The organism is Kitasatospora sp. NPDC006697, assembly GCF_042869935.1.
In the GTDB taxonomy this organism is placed as follows: domain Bacteria; phylum Actinomycetota; class Actinomycetes; order Streptomycetales; family Streptomycetaceae; genus Kitasatospora.
Genome location: NZ_JBIAGU010000059.1, coordinates 1 through 18,010, shown reverse-complemented (window position 1 = coordinate 18,010; position 18,010 = coordinate 1). Strand labels below are relative to the sequence as shown.

Below are 18,010 nucleotides of genomic sequence, written 5' to 3'. Positions count from 1 at the left end.
CCAGCGAACCGAAGGCCACCTCCGGCGACTCCTCCAGCGCCGCCACCAACTCCGCCGTCACCGTCGCCAGCATCCCGCAGACCGCCTCCGCATCGATCGGGGAGACCGCCTGCACGGCGAAGCTGAAGCCGGTGCCGGAGTCGTTGACCGACACCAGCAGCGGGTAGTTGGTGCGCTCCTCGCTGAAGACGAAGCGGATGTCGCCGAAGCCCTCGTCGGTCTCCTCGGCCATCGCCGGGGTGTGGCGGTAGTTGAAGAGCGAGGTGAACAGCGGCGCCTGGGCCGGCAGTCCGGCCGCCCGCTGGGCGAGCACCAGCGGCGCGTGCTCGTGCACCAGCAGGTCGGCCAGACCGCCCTGGACGGCGCGGACGGCCTCGGCCACCGTGTGGCGGCCGATGTCGACCCGCATCGGCAGGGTGTTGATGAAGAGCCCGGGCACCCGGTCGGCGCCCGCACCGCCCTGCATCCGGCCGAACAGCACCGTCCCGAACACCACGTCCTGCCGGCCGGAGACGGCCGCCAGCACCCGGGCGTAGACCAGGTGGAAGAGCGTCGCCGCGCTCATACCGAGCCGGCGGGCGGTGGCCCGGACCCGCTCGGCCACCTCGCCGTCCAGGGACCGCAGCACCTCCACGGCGTCGGCACCGTCACCGTGCACGTCCAGCACGCCGAACGGCGCGGTCGGCTCGGTCACATCGCCCAGCAGCCCGCGGAAGAACTCCTCGTGCTCCTCGCGGGAGACGCCGAGCCGGGTCTGCGCGACGAAGTCGCGGAACGGCAGCGGCTCGGCCAGCCCGTCCTCGGTGCCGGACAGGAAGGCGCCGACCTCGGTCAGCATCACCTCCAGCGCGGTGTGGTCCTGGATCAGGTGGTGCACCTGCACCATGGCGGTCCAGCCGCCGCCCTGCGGGTCGGCCGCCGCCCAGACCCGCAGCAGCGGGGCCTTGGCGAGGTCGAGCACCCCTGCGCCGGCCGCCAGCAGTCCGGCCACCACGTCCTCGCCCTCGGCCAGTTCGACCCGGACGAACGGGACGGTCACCTGCCGGCAGACCACCTGCACCGGCTCAGGAAGCCCCTGCCAGGCGATCGCCGTGCGCAGGATGTCGTGACGGTCGACCACCTTCTGCAGAGCCGCGACGAACGCGTCCAGCCGCTCCAGCGACTCGAACCCCAGTACGGTCGGCTGGACATAGACATCGCCTCCGCCTTCGGCAGCCATCAGGGTGTGGAAGAAGATGCCCTCCTGGAGGGGGGCCAGCGGGTAGACGTCCGCCACGTTGGCGGCACCGCCCGCCACCTCGACCACCCGGGCGATCTCGGCCTCGGTCAGCTCGACCAGGGTCAGCATCTCCGGGGTGATCTCGGTGGCGTCCGCCGGGATCAGGTTCGGCGGCACCACCACCTCGCCGAAGCCGCCCGCCGCCGCCAGGCCGGCCGGGGTCGGCGAGGAGAAGAGCGCCCGCACCGACACCGCGATGCCGCGCAGCCGCAGCTGCTCGACCAGCGAGACCGCGAGCAGCGAGTGCCCGCCGAGCTGGAAGAAGTTGTCGTCCACGCCCACCGCGGGCAGGCCCAGCACCTCGGCGAAGACCTGGCAGAGGATCTCCTCCTGCACGCTGGACGGTCCTCGGCCGCGGCCCGCCGCCGCGCCGTACTCCGGCGCCGGCAGCGCCCGCTTGTCGAGCTTGCCGTTGACGGTCAGCGGCAGCGCCTCCAGCACCACCACCGCCGCGGGCACCATGTGCTCGGGCAGCTGCTCGGCGGCGTGGCCGCGCAGCAGCGCGGGCAGCTCCGCCGCGGGTGCGCCCTCGGCCGGCACCACGTAGGCGACCAGGCGCTTGTCGCCGGGCGCGTCCTCGCGGGCCAGCACGGCGGTCTGGGCGACCTGCGGGTGGGCGAGAAGCACCGCCTCGATCTCGCCGGGCTCGATCCGGAAGCCGCGGATCTTCACCTGCTCGTCCGCGCGGCCGGCGAAGACCAGCTCGCCCTCGGCGTTCCACCGGGCGGTGTCACCGGTGCGGTACATCCGCTCCCCCGGCTCGCCGAACGGCGAGGCCGGGAACCGCTCGGCGGTCAGCGCGGGTCGGCCCAGGTAGCCGCGGGCCGGTCCGTAGCCGGCCACGTACATCTCGCCGACCACGCCGGGGGCGACCGGCTGCAGGAACTCGTCGAGCAGGTAGACCCGCAGCCCGGGGATGGCGCGGCCGATCACGCTGCCGCCGTCACCGCCGGCCGCGTCCAGCGCCTGGTAGGTGACGTGCACCGTGGTCTCGGTGATGCCGTACATGTTGACCAGCTGCGGCGCGTCCTCCGGGTGCCGGGAGTACCACTCGCCCAGCCGCTCGAAGTCCAGCGCCTCACCGCCGAAGACCACGGTGCGCAGCGCCAGTCCGCGCCCGGCCTCGGGGTCGGCCGCCTCGGCCTGGATCAACTGGTAGAAGGCGGAGGGGGTCTGGCTGAGCACCGTGACCCGCTCCCGGACCAGCAGGTCGAGGAAGTCGCGCGGCGACCGGGAGACCTCGTACGGCACCACGACCAGCCGGCCGCCGTGCAGCAGCGCGCCCCACAGCTCCCAGACCGAGAAGTCGAAGGCGATCGAGTGGAACCAGGTCCACACGTCCTCCCCGCCGAACCGGAACCACGGCGCGGTGCGCCGGAACAGCGCCACCGCGTTGGCGTGCGGCAGCACCACGCCCTTGGGGCGGCCGGTCGAACCGGAGGTGTAGATCACGTAGGCCGGGTTGGCCGGGTGCAGCCCGGGGTGGGCGAACGGCGCGGCCGAGAGCCCGGCCAGCCGCTCGGCCACCGCCGGCTCGTCGACCACCAGCGCGGGCACCGTGCTGCCCGCCGGCAGCAGGGCCAGGGTGTCCGCCGTGCAGAGCACGGCCGCCGGCGCGGCGTCGGCGAACAGGTACTCGATCCGGTCGGCCGGGTAGGCGGTGTCCACCGGCAGGTAGGCGCCGCCGGCCTTCCAGACCGCGAGCAGGGCCGCCACCAGCTCGACGGAGCGCTCCAGCACCACCGCGACCAGCGACTCCGGGCCGACGCCCGACTCGGCCAGCAGCCGGGCCAGCCGGTTCGCCCGGGCGTCCAGCTCGCCGTAGGTCACCTCGGCGCCGTCGCAGACCACCGCGACCGCCTCCGGCGTCCGGGCCACCTGCGCGGCGAACAGCTCGGCCAGCGTGCCGCCCTCGGCGTCCTCCGGCGCCTCGATGGCGGCCGCGCTCCAGTCGGTGAGGATCCGGGCCCGCTCGGCGCCGGCCAGCACGTCCACCTCGCTCGGCCGCAGCCCGGGGTCGCCGGCCAGCAGCGCCAGCACCCGGGCGAAGCGCTCGGCGAACATCGTGGCGGCCGGCTCGTCGAACAGGTCGGCCGCGACCACCACCGTGCCGTGGATCCCCGCCGGGACGCCGTCCCGGAAGGCCTCCTCGACGATCACGTCCAGGTCGAACTTGGACATCGCGTCGCCGAGGGCGACCCCGCCGACCCGGGTGTCCGCCAGGTCCAGCCGCTCCTCCGCGGTGTTCTGCAGGGTCAGCACCACCTGGAAGAGCGGGTGCCGGGCGAACGAGCGGGACGGCGCCAGCTCCTCCACCAGCCGCTCGAACGGCACGTCCTGGTGCGCGAAGGCGCCCAGGCCCGCCTCCCGGACCCGGCCCAGCACCTCGGTGAACTCCGGGTCGCCGGACAGGTCGGTGCGGAAGACCAGGGTGTTGACGAAGAACCCGACCAGCTCGTCCAGCGCCTGGTCGGTGCGCCCGGCCACCGCCGAGCCGATCGGGATGTCGCTGCCCGCGCCGAGCCGCGAGAGCAGCACCGCGAGGGCGCCCTGCAGCACCATGAAGAGGGTCACGCCCTGCTGCCGGGCCAGCTCGGCGAGGCGGGCGTGCACCTCGGCGGGCACCGACAGGGCGGCGCCGTGGCCGAGGTGCGAGGCCGTGGCCGGCCGCGGGTGGTCGACGGGCAGCTCCAGCTCCTCCGGCGCGCCGGCCAGGGCCGCGCGCCAGTAGGCGAGTTGACGGGCCAGCAGGCTCTGCGGATCCGCCGCGTCGCCCAGCAGCTCGCGCTGCCAGAGCGCGTAATCCGCGTACTGCACCGGCAGCGGCGCCCACTCCGGCGCCCGGCCCTCGGTGCGGGCCGCGTAGGCGGTCGACACATCGCGCCCGAGCGGGGCCATCGACCAGCCGTCACCCGCGATGTGGTGCACCACCAGGACCAGCACGTGCTCGTCCGTGGACTCCTCGAACAGCCAGGCGCGCACCGGCACTTCGACCGCCAGGTCGAACTTGTAGCCGGCCGCCGCCGCCAGCGCCGCCACCAGGTCGTCGGGGGCGAAGTCGCTGACGTCGACGCTCTCCAGGCGCCAGGAGAGCTGCTCCGGGGCCAGCACCAGCTGGTGGGGCTCGCCGCCCACGGTCGGGAAGACGGTGCGCAGCACCTCGTGCCGGCCCAGCACGTCGCGCAGCGCCTGCTCCAGGGCCAGCAGGTCGACGCCGCCGGAGAGCCGGATGGCGGTCGGGATGTTGTAGGTGGCGCTCGTCCCCTCCAACTGGCCGATGAACCAGAGGCGCTGCTGGGCGTAGGAGAGCGGCACGAGTTCCGGCCGCTGACGCACAGTCAGTTCGTTGCGGGCAGCCGCGGCCGAGGGCAGGCCGGCGGCGAGGCCGGCCACCGTGGGCGTCTCGAAGAGCGTCTTCAGGGCGATCTCGACGCCGAGTTCGGCGCGGATGCGGTTGACCAGCCGGGTGGCGAGCAGCGAGTGGCCGCCCGAATCGAAGAAGTCGTCGTCCACGCCCACCGCCGACAGGCCCAGCACCTCGGCGAACAGGCCGCAGAGCAGGGCCTCCTGGGCGGTGGCGGCCGCTCGGCCCGCCGAGTGCTCGGGGGCGGGCAGGGCCTTGCGGTCCAGCTTGCCGTTGGGCGAGAGCGGCAGCGCCTCCAGCACCACGAAGGCGGAGGGCACCATGAACTCCGGCAGCCGGCCGGCCGCGAAGGCCCTCAGCTCGGCCACCAGGCCATCGGCGTCACCGGCCGGAACCAGGTAGCCGACCAGCCGCTGCTCACCCGCGCCATCCGCACGCGCCACCACCGCGGCCTGGGCCACCCGCTCGTGCGCGGCCAGCACCGACTCCACCTCGCCCGGCTCGATCCGGAAACCGCGGATCTTCACCTGCTCGTCCGCCCGTCCGGCGAACACCAGCTGGCCGTCAGCGTTCCACCGCGCCCGGTCGCCCGTGCGGTACATCCGCTCACCCGGACCGCCGAACGGCGAGGCGACGAACCGCTCCGCCGTCAGGCCGAACCGGCCGAGGTAGCCGCGGGCCAGGCCCGCGCCCGAGACGTACAGCTCGCCGGCCACGCCGGTCGGCACGGGCTGCAGGTTCTCGTCGAGCACGTACATCCGGGTGTTGGCGATCGGCGCACCGATCGGCACCGAGGAACCGGACGGGTCCACCACCCCCGCCGTCACCATCACGGTCGACTCGGTCGGACCATAGGTGTTCACCAACCGACGCCCCGCACTCCAGGCCCGGGCCAGCTGCACACTCGTCGGCTCCGCACCGACCACCAGTGTCTCCACACCCGCCAGGTCCTCCGGGCTCAGCACACCCAGCAGCGAAGGCACCACACTGGCCACCCCCACACCCTGCTCCCGCACCAACTCCGCCAGCAGCGCCGGCTCCGCACGCTCCCGCGCATCCGCCACCACCAACCGCGCCCCCGACACCAGCGACACCGCCACATCCAGCACCGACGCATCGAAACTGAACGAGGCGAACTGCAACACCCCCACCCCGGCACCAACCCCGAACAGCGGACCCAACGCCGCCACCAGGTTCACCAGACCCCCATGGCCCAACGCCACACCCTTCGGCAACCCCGTCGACCCCGACGTGTAGATCACATACGCCAGATCCTCCGAACTCGGCAGGGTGGGCAGGGCGGTGGCGGCCCGGGCGGCGATGTCGGCGGCCGTCAGCGGCTCGTCGACCGCGATCGACGGGACGGTCAGCGCCGGCAGTTCGGCGAGCCGCGCCTGCTGGCCGAGGACCAGCGCCGCGCCGCCGTCCGAGAGGACGTACTCGATCCGGTCCGCCGGATACCCCGGATCCACCGGCAGATACGCACCCCCCGCCTTCCACACCGCCAACAAGGCCACCACCATCTCCACCGACCGGTCGAACACCAACCCGACCACCCGCTCCGCACCCACACCCCGCCCCACCAGGAACCGCGCCAACCGATTCGCCCGCGCATCCAACTCCCGGTACGACAGCGCCACCCCACCACACACCACAGCCACCGCCTCCGGCGACCGCACCACCTGCGCCGCGAACAACTCCGGCACCGAACCACCCGACACCGCAACCGCCGTGTCATTCCACTCCGCAACGACCCGCCGACGCTCCTCCCCACCCAACACATCCAACGCGCTCAACCGCACGGCCGGGTCGGCGACCACCGCCGCCAGCACCCGCCCGAACCGCTCGGCGAGTTCCACGGCGGCCGACTCGTCGAACAGGTCCGCCGAGACCATCACCGAACCGCGCAGGCCCGCCGGCGCACCGCGGGTGAACGACTCCTCCAGCACCACGTCCAGGTCGAACTTGGCGATCGCGGCCTCGACGGCGACGCCGCCGATCCTGGTGTCGGCCAGGTCCAGTTCCTCCTCCTCGGTGTTCTGGAGGGTGAGCATCACCTGGAAGAGCGGGTGCCGGGAGAGCGAGCGGGACGGCGCCAGCTCCTCCACCAGCCGGTCGAAGGGCACGTCCTGGTGCGCGAAGGCCTCCAGCCCGGCCAACCGCACCCGGTCCAGCACCTCGATGAACTCCGGGTCGCCGGACAGGTCGGTGCGCAGCACCAGGGTGTTGACGAAGAGCCCGACGAGTTCGTCCAGCGCCTGGTCGGTGCGCCCGGCCACGGCCGAGCCGATCGGGATGTCGGTGCCCGCGCCGAGCCGGGAGAGCAGCATCGCCAGCGCCGCCTGGCAGACCATGAAGAGCGTGACCTGCTGACGGCGCGCCAGCTCGGCGAGCTGGGCGTGCAGGTCGGCCGGCACGGCGAGCGGCGTGCGGTGGCCGAGGTGGCTGGAGACGGCCGGGCGGACCCGGTCCGTCGGCAGCTCCAGCTCCTCCGGCACCCCCGCCAACGCCTCACGCCAGTACCCGACCTGCTGCGACAGCAGGCTCTCCGGGTCGTCCCCGTCGCCCAGCAGCTCCCGCTGCCAGAGCGCATAGTCCGCGTACTGCACCGGCAGCGGCTCCCACTCCGGCACCCGGCCCGCACTCCGGGCCGCGTACGCGGCCGAGACGTCACGGGCCAGCGGACCCATCGACCACCCGTCACCGGCGATGTGGTGCACCACCACCACCAGCACGTGCTCGACCGGCGACACCTCGAACAGCCAAGCCCGCACCGGCACTTCCACCGCCAGGTCGAAGCAGTGGCCGGTCGCCCGGTCCACCGCCGCGGCGATGTCGGCACCGCGCAGCTCGACGGTCTGCAGGGTCCAGTCGAGCTCCTCGGGCGCCAGGACGAGCTGGTGGGGTTCGCCGTCCGCGGTCGGGAAGACGGTGCGCAGCACCTCGTGCCGGCCCAGCACATCGCGCAGGGCCTGCTCCAGCACCCGGCTGTCGAGTCCGCCGGAGAGCCGCAGCGCGGTGGGGAGGTTGTAGGCGGCGCTCGGGCCGTCCAGCTGGCCGATGAACCAGAGGCGCTGCTGGGCGTAGGAGAGCGGCAGCAGTTCGGGGCGCTGACGGACGGTCAGGGCCGTCCTGGTACCGGCGGCCGAGGCCAGGCCGGCGGCGAGGCCGGCCACCGTGGGCGTCTCGAAGAGCGTCTTCAGGGCGATCTCGACGCCGAGTTCGGCGCGGATCCGGTTGACCAGCCGGGTGGCGAGCAGCGAGTGGCCGCCCGACTCGAAGAAGTTGTCGTCCACCGTCACCGAGGGCAGTCCCAGCACCTCGGCGAAGACCCGGCAGAGCACCTCCTCCTGCGGGGTCGACGGCGCCCGGCCGCCGGCGGCGCCCGCCGTGTACTCGGGGGCGGGCAGGGCCTTGCGGTCCAGCTTGCCGTTGGGCGAGAGCGGCAGCGCCTCCAGCACCACGAAGGCGGAGGGCACCATGAACTCCGGCAGCCGGCCGGCCGCGAAGGCCCTCAGCTCCGCCACCAGGCCATCGGCGTCACCGGCCGGAACCAGGTAGCCGACCAGCCGCTGCTCACCCGCGCCATCCGCACGCGCCACCACCGCGGCCTGGGCCACCCGCTCGTGCGCGGCCAGCACCGACTCCACCTCGCCCGGCTCGATCCGGAAACCGCGGATCTTCACCTGCTCGTCCGCCCGGCCGGCGAACACCAGCTGACCGTCAGCGTTCCACCGCGCCCGGTCGCCCGTGCGGTACATCCGCTCACCAGCGCCCCCGAACGGCGAGGCGACGAACCGCTCCGCCGTCAGCCCCGTGCGACCCAGATAACCACGCGCAAGACCAGCGCCCGCAACGTACAGCTCACCAGCGACTCCCACAGGGACCGGCTGGAGCTCCGCATCCAGCACGTACATCCGGGTGTTGGCGATCGGCGCACCGATCGGCACCGAGGAACCGGACGGGTCCACCACCCCCGCCGTCACCATCACGGTCGACTCGGTCGGACCATAGGTGTTCACCAACCGACGCCCCGCACTCCAGGCCCGGGCCAACTGCGCACTCGTCGGCTCCGCGCCCACGACCAGTGTCTCCACACCCGCCAGGTCCTCCGGGCTCAGCACACCCAGCAGCGAAGGCACCACACTGGCCACCCCCACACCCTGCTCCCGCACCAGCTCCGCCAGCAGCGCCGGCTCCGCACGCTCCCGCGCATCCGCCACCACCAACCGCGCCCCCGACACCAGCGACACCGCCACATCCAGCACCGACGCATCGAAACTGAACGAGGCGAACTGCAACACCCCCACCCCGGCACCAACCCCGAACAGCGGACCCAACGCCGCCACCAGGTTCACCAGACCCCCATGGCCCAACGCCACACCCTTCGGCAACCCCGTCGACCCCGACGTGTAGATCACATACGCCAGATCCTCGGGAGCCACCGACACCTCCGGGGCCGACGCCCCGCAGGCCGCGATCTCCGCCGCCACGGCGGGCTCGTCCACGGCGACCGTCTCGACCACCAGCGCCGGCAGTTCGGCGAGCCGCGCCTGCTGGCCGAGGACCAGCGCCGCGCCGCCGTCCGCGAGGACGTACTCGATCCGGTCCGCCGGATACCCCGGATCCACCGGCAGATACGCACCCCCCGCCTTCCACACCGCCAACAGAGCAACGACCATCTCCACCGACCGGTCGAACACCAACCCGACCACCCGCTCCGCACCCACACCCCGCCCCACCAGGAACCGCGCCAACCGATTCGCCCGCGCATCCAACTCCCGGTACGACAGCGCCACCCCACCACACACCACAGCCACCGCCTCCGGCGACCGCACCACCTGCGCCGCGAACAACTCCGGCACCGAACCACCCGACACCGCAACCGCCGTGTCATTCCACTCCGCAACGACCCGCCGACGCTCCTCCCCACCCAACACATCCAACGCACCGAGCCGGACGGCCGGGTCGGCCGCCACGGTCTCCAGCACCCGGGCCAGGCGCGCGGCGAGCACCTCGGCGGCCGGTTCGTCGAACAGGTCCGCCGCAACCATCACCGAACCGCGGATACCGGCGGGGGCACCCGAGTCGAAGGCCTCCTCCACGATGACGTCGAGGTCGAAGACGGTGGTGCGGGGCGCGAGCCGGGCCGCCGGCCCGCCGGAGTCGGCGGAGCCCTCGGCGGCCGGGCCGCCGATCTGCGTGCCGCCCAGGTCGAGCTTGGCCTCGGCGTTGTTCTGGACGGTCAGCATCACCTGGAAGAGCGGGTGCCGGGAGAGCGAGCGGGACGGCGCCAGCTCCTCCACCAGCCGGTCGAACGGCACGTCCTGGTGCGCGAAGGCCTCCAGCCCGGCCAGCCGCACCCGGTCCAGCACCTCGATGAACTCCGGGTCGCCGGACAGGTCGGTGCGGATCACCAGGCTGTTGACGAAGCAGCCGACCAGCTCATCCAGCCCTTCGTCGACCCGGCCCGAGATCGCGGAGCCGATCGGGATGTCGGTGCCCGCGCCGAGCCGGGAGAGCAGCATCGCCAGCGCGGCCTGGCAGACCATGAACAGCGTCACGTTCTGCCGCTGCGCGAGCTCCACCAGCCGGGCGTGCACCGCCGCGGAGAGCTGAAGCCCGGCCCGGTGGCCGAGGTGGCTGGAGACGGCCGGGCGGACCCGGTCCGTCGGCAGCTCCAGCTCCTCCGGCACCCCCGCCAACGCCCCGCGCCAGTACCCGACCTGCTGCGACAGCAGACTCTCCGGATCGTCCCCGTCGCCCAGCAGCTCCCGCTGCCAGAGCGCATAGTCCGCGTACTGCACCGGCAGCGGCTCCCACTCCGGCACCCGGCCCGCACTCCGGGCCGCGTACGCGGCCGAGACGTCACGGGCCAGCGGCCCCATCGACCACCCGTCACCGGCGATGTGGTGCACCACCACCACCAGCACGTGCTCGACCGGCGACACCTCGAACAGCCAAGCCCGCACAGGCACTTCGGCGGCGAGGTCGAACCGGTGGCCGGCCGCCCCGGCGACGGCGGCGCGCAGGTCGCCGTCACCGATCAGGACGTGCTCCAACTCCCATTCGAGGTCGGCCAGTCGGTGGATCTGCTGGTAGGGCTCGCCGTCCGCGGTCGGGAAGACGGTGCGCAGCACCTCGTGCCGGCCCAGCAGATCCCGCAGTGCGGCCCGCAGGGCCGGCAGGTCGATCCCGCCGGTCAGCCGCAGCACGGACGGGATGTTGTACGCGGCGCTCGGGCCCTCCAGCTGGGCCAGGAACCACAGGCGGCGCTGCGCGAATGACAACGGAAACATCAGTTCTCCTCCTGCTGACGGCGCATCGGCCGCAACGCGGGCCTGGCCTTCTGCTGTCCAACCTGCGACTGACCGCCCAGTCGGCCTGCCAGCCCCGCCACCGTCGGCGCCTCGAAGAGCACCTTGAGCGGCACATCCGTACCCATCACCGCGCGCACCCGGTTCACCAGCCGGGTGGCCAGCAGCGAGTGGCCACCCAGCTTGAAGAAGCTGTCGTCCACCCCGACCGTGGCCAGGCCCAGCACCTCGGCGAAGATCCGGCAGAGCGCCACCTCCTGCGGGGTGGACGGCTCCCGTCCGGCCGCCGCGCCCGCCGCATAGTCCGGCGCGGGCAGGGCCTTGCGGTCCACCTTGCCGTTGACGGTGAGCGGCAGCGCCTCCAGCACCACCAGCGCGGCCGGCACCATGAACGCCGGCAGCCGTTCAGCGGCGAACTCGCCCACCGGCTCGGCCAGTCCGGCCGGATCGATGCCCTCGGCGGGGACCACGTAGGCGACCAGGCGCTTGTCGCCGGGCACGTCCTCGCGGGCCACCACCACGACCTGGCCGACCTGTTCGGCCCCGGCGAGCACCGCCTCGATCTCGCCCGGCTCGACGCGGAAGCCGCGGATCTTCACCTGCTCGTCCGCCCGGCCGGCGAAGACCAGCTCGCCCTCGGCGTTCCACCGCACCAAATCACCCGTGCGGTACATCCTCCCTCCTTGCCCGCCAGCGGGCAGGAGGGGCCCATCCCCGGCTCCGAATGGGCAAGCGACGAACCGCTCTGCCGTCAGCGCCGACCGGCCCAGGTAGCCACGGGCCAGACCGGCGCCCGCGACGTACAACTCACCTGCCACGCCCACCGGAACGGGCAGCAGGAACTCGTCGAGCACCAGCAGCCGGGTGTTGTCCATCGGCCGGCCGATCGGCAGCGGGTCGCCCACCCCCTCGGGCGAGACCACCAGATGCCGGCTCGCGTTCAGGGTGATCTCGGTGGGCCCGTAGAGATGACGGACCGTCAGGCCCTTGCAGGCCTGCAGCACCCGCCGCACGGCGGCGGCCGGCACCACGTCACCACCCGTCAGCACCTCGCGCAGACCGGTGAAGCAGCCCGGGTCGTCCTCCGCCAGCATCCGGAGCAGACCGGCCGTCACGTGCAGGTGCGTCAGCTGGAGGTCGCCCACCAGCGCCCGGACCGCCGCGCCGTCCAGCCGGATCGCCGAGGCCGTGACCACCGTGCCGCCGGCGGCCAGCGGCGCCCACAGCTCGTAGGTCGAGGCATCGAACGCATGCGGCGCGTGGAACAACACCCGCGCACCCGCACCCACACCCCAGGACCGGTCCGACACCAGCTCCACGACATCCCGCTGAGTCGCCACCACACCCTTCGGCAACCCCGTCGAACCCGAGGTGTACATCACGTACGCCGGATGCGCCGGCAACAACCCCGCCCGCAGGAAAGGCTCATCGGAGTAGGCGGCCAACCGCTCCACCACCGCCGGCTCATCCACCACCAGCACCTCACACCCACCCGGCACCGCCCCCCGCGTCACACCCGTACACACCACCACCACCGGCGCCGCATCAGCGAACACATACTCCAACCGCTCCGCCGGATACGACAGATCCAACGGCAGATACGCACCCCCCGCCTTCCACACCGCCAAGAACGCCACCACCAACTCCACCGAACGACCCATCGCCACCGCCACCACCGACTCCGTACCAACCCCCGAAGCCACCAGCAACCGCGCCAACCGATTCGCCCGCTCATCCAACTCCCCGTAACTCACCACCACCCCGTCACACACCAGCGCCACCGCATCCGGCGCCTCCGACACCCGCGCCGCGAACAACCCCGGCACCGTCACCACAGGCAACTCCACCGCCGTGTCGTTCCACTCCGACACCACCCGCCGCAACTCCACCTCACCCAACACACCCACCGAGCCGAGCGGCCGCGCCGAGTCCTCCGCCAGCGCGGCGAGCAGCCGCTCGGTGGTGGTGCGGAGCATCGTGCACAGCTCCTGCGGGTCGATCGGGGCGACCGCCTGCACGGTGAGCGCGAAGCCGGCACCGGTGTCGTCCACCGAGACCACCAACGGGTAGTTGGTGCGCTCCTCGTGCAGCATCAGCTCGATCTCGCCGAGGCCCCGGCCGGAGTTCCGGTCCGTCTCGGGGGTGTGGCGGTAGTTGAAGAGCGAGGTGAACAGCGGGGTCTGCGGCGGCAGTCCGGCCGCCTGCTGGGCCAGCGCCAGCGGGGCGTGCTCGTGCACCAGCAGGTCGGCCAGGCCGCCCTGCACGGCGCGGACCGCCTCGGCCACCGAGTGGCGGCCGACGTCGACCCGCATCGGCAGCGTGTTGACGAAGAGCCCCGCCACCCGGTCGGCACCCGCGCCGCCCTGCATCCGGCCGAACAGCACGGTGCCGAACACCACGTCGGTGCGGCCCGAGACGGCCGCCAGCACCCGGGCGTAGACCAGGTGGAACAGGGTCGCGGCGCTGACGCCCAGGCTGCGGGCGGCGGCCTTCACCTGCTCGGACAGCTCGCCGTCCAGGATCAGCCGGGCGTCGACCGCGCCGGCGCCGTCGCCGTGCACGTCCAGCATCCCGTAGGGCGCGGTCGGCTCGGTGACGTCGCCCAGCAGGCCGGCGAAGAACCGCTCGTGCTCCTCGCGGGAGACGCCGAGCCGGGCCTGCGCGACGAAGTCGCGGAACGGCAGCGGCTCGGGCAGCCGGTCGGCCTCGCCGGAGAGGAAGGCCCCGATCTCGGCGAGCATCACCTCCAGCGCGGTGTGGTCCTGCACCAGGTGGTGCACCTGCACCAGCGCGTACCAGCGGCCGGTGGCCGGCTCCTGCGCCTGGTAGACCCGCACCAGCGGCGCGGTGGCGAGGTCCATCACCGGGTCGGCCGCGGCCCGCAGCGCGGCCACCGCCGTGCCGCCGGGCTCGACCGCCACCGGGAGGACCGGCACCGCGGCCCGCCGGCAGACCACCTGGACCGGCTCGGTCAGGCCCTGCCAGGCGACCGCCGTGCGCAGGATGTCGTGCCGGTCGACCACCTGCTGGAAGGCCGCCAGGAAGGCGTCCAGCCGGTCCCGGGAGTCGAAGCCGAGCACCGAGGGCTGGACGTACACGTCGTCCCCGCTCTCGGCGGCCAGCAGGTGGTGGAAGAAGATGCCCTCCTGCAGTGGCGCCAGCGGGTAGACGTCCGCCACGTTGGCGGCGCCGCCCGCGACGGCGACCACCTGCTCGATCTCGTCCTCGGTCAGCTCGACCAGGGTCAGCATCTCCGGGGTGATGGCCACCGCGTCCGCCGGGATCAGGTTCGGCGGCACCACCACCTCGCCGGTGCCACCGTTGGCCGCCAGCCCGGCCGGGGTCGGCGAGGTCAGCAGCGCGCGGACCGAGACCGGCACCCCGCGCACCCGCAGCTTCTCCACCAGCGAGACCGCGAGCAGTGAATGCCCGCCGATCTGGAAGAAGTTGTCGTCCATGCCGACCGCGGGCAGGCCCAGCACCTCGGCGAAGGCGCGGCAGATGATCTCCTCCTGCACCGTCTCCGGTGCCCGGCCGCCGGCCGCCGTCCCGTAGTCGGGGGCCGGCAGGGCGCGGCGGTCCAGCTTGCCGTTGACGGTGAGCGGCAGCGCCTCCAGCACCACCACGGCGGACGGCACCAGGTGCGCGGGCAGCCGCTCGGCGGCGAACCCGGCCAGGACGCCGGGGAGTTCACCGTCCGACTGGCCCTCGGCCGGGACCACGTAGGCGACCAGGCGCTTGTCGCCCGGCAGGTCCTCGCGGGCCACCACCGCGGCCTGGGCGACCCGCGGGTGCGCGGCCAGCACGGCCTGCACCTCGCCGGGCTCGATCCGGAAGCCGCGGATCTTCACCTGCTCGTCGACCCGGCCGGCGTACTCCAGCTGGCCGTCGGCGTTCCACCGGACCAGGTCGCCGGTGCGGTAGAGGCGCTCGCCCGCCGCGAACGGCGAGGCCGTGAAGCGCTCCGCGGTCAGCCCGGGCCGGCCCAGGTAGCCCCGGGCCAGGCCGGCACCGGCGATGTAGAGCTCGCCGAGCACGCCCACCGGGGCCGGCTGCAGGTGCTCGTCCAGCACGTAGAGCCGGGTGTTGGCGATCGGCCGGCCGATCGGCACCGAGTCGCCGACCGGCTGGCCGGCCGACACCTCGAAGACGCAGCACCCGACCACCGTCTCGGTCGGCCCGTACTCGTTGACCACCACCGAGCCGGGCACCCGCTCCAGCCAGGCCCGCACGTCCGACCCGGCCAGCGCCTCGCCGCCGACCACGGCCCGGCGGGTCACACCGGTCAGGCCGGGCGCCGGCACCAGCTCGCCGAGCAGCGGCAGGTGGCCGGGCACCAGCTTCATCAGCCCGAAGGCGGAGCCCTGCTGGACCAGCGCGGCCAGCCCCTCGGCACCGCCCGCCCGGCTGACCGTCACGGCCGAGCCGGTGACCAGCGGCAGGAAGACGCTGGTCACGGTCAGGTCGAAGGCCAGCGAGGAGTGCAGCGGGGCGCCCTGGGTGCCGTCCATCCCGTAGGCCCGGGCCGCCCAGAGCACGTAGTTGGCGAAGCCGCCGTGGGTGACGACGACGCCCTTGGGCCGGCCGGTGGAGCCCGAGGTGTAGATCACGTACGACGGGTGGTCCGCGCGCGGCCGGACGGCCAGGGGGGCCTCGTCGAAGCCGGTCAGCCGGTCCCGGGTGCGGGGCTCGTCGAGCACCATCACCGGGGCCGTGGCGTCCGCCGGCAGCAGGTGCCGGGTGTCCGCCGTGCAGAGCGCGGCCGCCGGCGCGGCGTCCTCGAACAGGTAGCCGACCCGCTCGGCCGGGTAGGCCGGGTCCACCGGCAGGTAGGCGGCGCCGGCCTTGAGCACGGCCAGCATGGCCACCACCGCCTCGGCCGAGCGCTCCAGCACCACCGCGACCACCGACTCCGGGCCGACGCCGTGCTCGGCCAGCAGCCGGGCCAGCCGGTTCGACCGGGCGTCCAGCTCGCCGTAGCCCAGCTCGACGCCGTCGCCGGTGACCGCCACCGCGTCGGGCGTCCGGGCCGCCTGGGCCGCGAACAGCTCCGGCACCGTGACCTCGGGCAGCTCGACCGCCGTGTCGTTCCACTCGGTGAGCAGCCGGCGGCGCTCGGCCTCGTCCAGCACCGGCAGGCCGCCGAGCCGGGCCGCGGGGTCCGTCTCCAGCGCCTCGACCAGGCTCTCGGTCGCTGCGTGCAGCATCGCGCCGATCCCGGCCGCGTCGATCGGCGCCACCGCCTGGACGGTGAAGCTGTAGCCGGTCTCGGCGTCGTTCAGCGAGACGACCAGCGGGTAGTTGGTGCGCTCCTCGCGGAGCAGGATCTCGATGTCGCGGAACGGGTCCTCGCTCGCGTCCTCCTTCACCGGGTTGTGCCGGTAGTTGAAGAGCGCGGTGAACAGCGGTGCCTGGGCGGGCAGTCCGGCCACCCGCTGGGCCAGGGCCAGCGGCGCGTGCTCGTGCACCAGCAGGTCGGCCAGCTCGTTCTGCACCGCCCGGACGCCCTCGGCCACCGAGTGGGCACCGGTGTCGACCCGCATCGGCAGGGTGTTGATGAAGAGCCCGGGCACCCGGTCGGCGCCCGCGCCGCCCTGCATCCGGCCGAACAGCACCGTCCCGAACACCACGTCCTGCCGGCCGGAGACGGCTGCCAGCACCCGGGCGTAGACCAGGTGGAAGAGCGTGGCGGCACTGACACCCAGGTCGCGGGCCGCCGCCTTCACCCTGGCGGCCAGCTCCGGTTCGACCGGCAGCCAGGCCTCGACGGCGGCCTCGCCGTCGCCGTGCACGTCCAGCACCCCGAACGGGGCGGTCGGCTCGGTGACATCGCCCAGCAGGCCCGTGAAGAAGGCCAGGTGCTCCTCGCGGGAGACGCCGAGCCGGGCCTGCGCGACGAAGTCGCGGAACGGCAGCGGCTCCGGCAGCTTCTCCTCGGTGCCGGCCAGGAAGGCGCCGACCTCGGTCAGCATCACCTCCAGTGCGGTGTGGTCCTGCACCAGGTGGTGCACCTGCACCAGCGCGTACCAGCGGCCGGTGGCCGGCTCCTGGGCCTGGTGGACCCGCAGCAGCGGGGGCCGGCTCAGGTCCATCACCGGGTCGGCGGCGGCCAGCAGCCCGGCCACCACGTCCTCGCCCTCGGCCAGTCGGACCTCGGTGACCGGGATGACCGCCTGTCGGCAGACCACCTGCACCGGCTCAGGGAGCCCGCGCCAGGCCACCGCCGAGCGCAGGATGTCGTGCCGGTCCACCACCCGCTGGACGGCCGCGACGAACGCGTCCATCCGCTCCCGGGAGTCGAAGCCGAGCACCGAGGGCAGCAGGTAGGCGTCCCCGGAGCCGTCGCCGGCAGCCAGGTTGTGGAAGAAGATGCCCTCCTGGAGGGGGGCCAGCGGGTAGACGTCCACCACGTTGGCGGCGCCGCCCGCGACGGCGACCACCTCGGCGATCTCGGCGGCCGTCAGCTCGACCAGGGTCAGCATCTCCGGGGTGATCTCGGTGGCGCCGGCCGGGATCAGGTTCGGCGGCACCACCACCTCGCCCACACCGCCGGCCGCGGACAGCCCGGCCGGGGTCGGCGAGGCGAACAGCGCCCGCACCGAGACCGGCAGGCCGCGCACCCGCAGGCGCTCGACCAGCGAGACCGCGAGCAGCGAATGCCCGCCGAGCTGGAAGAAGTTGTCGTCCACGCCCACCGAAGGCAGGCCCAGCACCTCGGCGAAGACCCGGCAGAGGATCTCCTCCTGCACCGTCTCCGGTGCCCGGCCGCCGGCCGTCGCCGTCCCGTACTCCGGGGCGGGCAGGGCCTTGCGGTCCAGCTTGCCGTTGGTGTTCAGCGGCAGCGCACCGAGCACCACGACGGCGGACGGGACCATGTGCGCGGGCATCCGCTCGGCGGCGAACCCGGCGAGCAGCAGCGGGAGTTGTTCGGCCGAGGCACCGTCGGCGGGGACCACGTAGCCGACCAGGCGCTTGTCGCCCGGCACGTCCTCACGCGCCACCACCGCCGCCTGCGCCACCAGCGGGTGACCCGCCAGCACGGCCTCCACC

At 73.6% G+C, this 18,010-nt stretch carries 2 protein-coding genes; both read right to left on the bottom strand.

Annotated elements, in window-relative coordinates; genetic code table 11:
- Nucleotides 1-10,942 (bottom strand): amino acid adenylation domain-containing protein (locus ACFYNO_RS40710; RefSeq protein WP_388023720.1); only part of this gene is annotated, 10,942 nt, incomplete at its 3' end.
- Complete coding sequence (locus tag ACFYNO_RS40705) at nucleotides 10,942-18,000, bottom strand: amino acid adenylation domain-containing protein (protein WP_388023717.1); 7,059 nt, start codon at nucleotides 17,998-18,000, stop codon at nucleotides 10,942-10,944. The genes ACFYNO_RS40705 and ACFYNO_RS40710, both read right to left, overlap by 1 nt.
- Nucleotides 18,001-18,010: the final 10 nt, after the last annotated feature.